The sequence below is a fragment of the Bernardetia sp. genome (assembly GCF_020630935.1).
Lineage (GTDB): Bacteria > Bacteroidota > Bacteroidia > Cytophagales > Bernardetiaceae > Bernardetia.
This window is the reverse complement of sequence record NZ_JAHDIG010000130.1, coordinates 2,689-4,714: the sequence shown is the minus strand read 5'-3', so window position 1 is coordinate 4,714 and position 2,026 is coordinate 2,689. Positions and strand designations below refer to the sequence as shown.

The 2,026-nt window shown below is 35.0% G+C and carries 4 protein-coding genes; all 4 read right to left on the bottom strand.

Annotation, left to right across the window (positions count from 1 at the left end; translation table 11 throughout):
* Positions 1–78: 78 nt before the first annotated feature.
* A complete protein-coding gene (locus QZ659_RS20080; protein ID WP_291728817.1) occupies positions 79–456 on the bottom strand; it encodes a hypothetical protein in 378 nt (125 codons plus the stop codon).
* Positions 407–700, bottom strand: a complete 294-nt coding sequence (locus QZ659_RS20075; protein ID WP_291728815.1) for a hypothetical protein — start codon at positions 698–700, stop codon at positions 407–409. The genes QZ659_RS20080 and QZ659_RS20075 overlap by 50 nt, the downstream gene beginning before the upstream one ends.
* Positions 700–1,518 carry a hypothetical protein gene (locus QZ659_RS20070; RefSeq protein ID WP_291728814.1) on the bottom strand — a complete coding sequence of 273 codons (819 nt, stop codon included), beginning with the start codon at positions 1,516–1,518 and terminating at the stop codon, positions 700–702. Before QZ659_RS20070 ends, QZ659_RS20075 begins: the two co-directional genes overlap by 1 nt.
* Before the next feature lies 1 nt (position 1,519).
* A partial coding sequence (locus tag QZ659_RS20065) for a hypothetical protein (protein ID WP_291728813.1) occupies positions 1,520–2,026 on the bottom strand: 507 nt, incomplete at its 5' end.

Here is a 2,026-nt window from a genome sequence, read left to right as displayed (position 1 = left end):
TCCAAATTCGCCATTGTTGTACGCTTCTGAAAGAAACATATAAGCACGGCTAAATAAATTTGATTTACACATATAAAATTATCGTTTAGATTGTTTTGATTTTGATTTAGTTGTTTTGTCTTTTTTTGTTGCAATGAATACTACTGTAATGATGGTTAGACCTACACCAGTAGCAATAATGATTTCTTTATTTTCGGAAAAGAAAGAAGATTTTACCTCTACATTTCTTTTTATTGCTTCCTGTTCCTGTTGTTGTCGATGGATGGCTTCTTGCTCTGCTAGTCTATTTCTATCAACATTGTTTTGGCTAATTCCTGCACCGATAAGGGCAAAATCTCCCACAACTGGAATGGTAGAAAGTACACCTGCGTTGTTCCTTAGAAAGTCCCCTGCTTTATCGAAAATATTACCTAGTCCGTTTTGACTTTTTTGTATTTTGTGTGGGACGAAAAGCATAATATAAAATTCCTAAAGTGGCTGCAGCTCCTACGGCAATTATGGCGTATTGTGCTGTTTTGATTGTATTTGAAGTGTCTGAAATTAGACTACTTCCAGTTTCTCGTAATCCGTTTACTAAAATCTCTTGTTTTAGTAATTCCGTTTCTTGTTTGCGTTCTTGGCATTCTTTAGTTAGACAAATGTTACCTACATCTATCAATGCTCCTAGTCCTGTGTTTCTCTTTATTGGAATAAATAGCATTATCTACGTCTCTTTTTGGTTCGCTTCTTTTTCTTTGGTTTTAGTAATACAACGGCTGTTGTAATACCACCAACAAATAACAAGCTACCTCCTACATACCATTTCCAGTTGCTATTATCTGCCTTTGGTGTTGTCTTGGTTTCAGCAACATAATAATTTGTTGTTGCTGTGGTAGGGTTCGGAACTGATGTTGTTTGCATCATGTCGTTTGTACGCTCATTCGGTGCTGTTCCTCTTGGGAATAGTTGAGGTTCTTTTGGCATAACATCCGATTGAATCTCATCCAGTGCGCTCGGGTCGATATAGGCTGGCGTTTCCATTTGTGTTGTGGAATATTTGATATTCGCATCTGAAATACCTAAAATCTTATTTTGATATTCCTTTGGTAAATTCTGCATCAAGTTATCCAAATTGGAGAGTGCCATTTCTTGCGCTTTTCCTTCCAACTCATTTACTGTAATGTGCATAAGAGAAAGAACAAAGGCTGCATATACTCCTAGATGGTTTGTAGTAGATTGAAAAATACTTTGTTTGAGTAGGTTTTGAATAGCTGAAACATAACTACAAAAGTCTATACAGTCTGCACAAGTACAGTTTTGCACATATCCGAAATGAGTAGGATAAACAAAACCTTCTGCTTCTTTTTCTGCTTTAATCCATAAATTTCTATCAAAAATACTTTTTGTTACTTGGCTAAAAGAAGCTGGTAAAAAGCCGTTTTCTATTGCTGTTTTTACAAGTTTTGATACTGCACTCTCAAGGCTAGTTACTGCTCCTAAGCCTGTATTTCTGTTTCTTCTTACTGGTGTAAAATTCATTTTATCTATTGCTTAAAATTATTGTTGTCCCTATGATTACTGTTCCTACGACTATTCCACCAATCACAAACAGTTTTTTATTTTGTTTATTTTGTTCTGCTGCTTTTTCGTTATATGCTGCTGAAAAATCGCTTTCGTGTCTTAGACCAGATTCATTTATTACGCTTCTGATAAGTTGAGAATGTTTATTACTCACTTGTAACAAGCAAGATTGTATTTCAGATTCACTTGTAAACTTGTTGTAGCACTCTAACTGTTCTTGATACTTTGGCAAATGATAATCTTTCTCAAACTGTGTTCCTGTGCTTTTTATCTGTTCTACTAGCTGTAAAAGTGCGTTATACTGTCCTTCTAATAGTTTTTCAGTAGAAGGAACTACACTTGGATAACCTAAAAAACTATCATTCATTTCTTTGGCTCTCTGTTCGGCTTCTGCTCTTTTTTCATCATCAAAAGCTGCTGACCAGTCAATTTTAGAAAAATCTGTATTTGAAAAATCAGTAGAAAA

Bases quoted from the DNA above. Each gene is read 5' to 3' on its own strand.
- QZ659_RS20080 (WP_291728817.1), bottom strand. From the start codon at position 456: ATGCTTTTCGTCCCACACAAAATACAAAAAAGTCAAAACGGACTAGGT.
- QZ659_RS20075 (WP_291728815.1), bottom strand. From the start codon at position 700: ATGCTATTTATTCCAATAAAGAGAAACACAGGACTAGGAGCATTGATA.
- QZ659_RS20070 (WP_291728814.1), bottom strand. From the start codon at position 1,518: ATGAATTTTACACCAGTAAGAAGAAACAGAAATACAGGCTTAGGAGCA.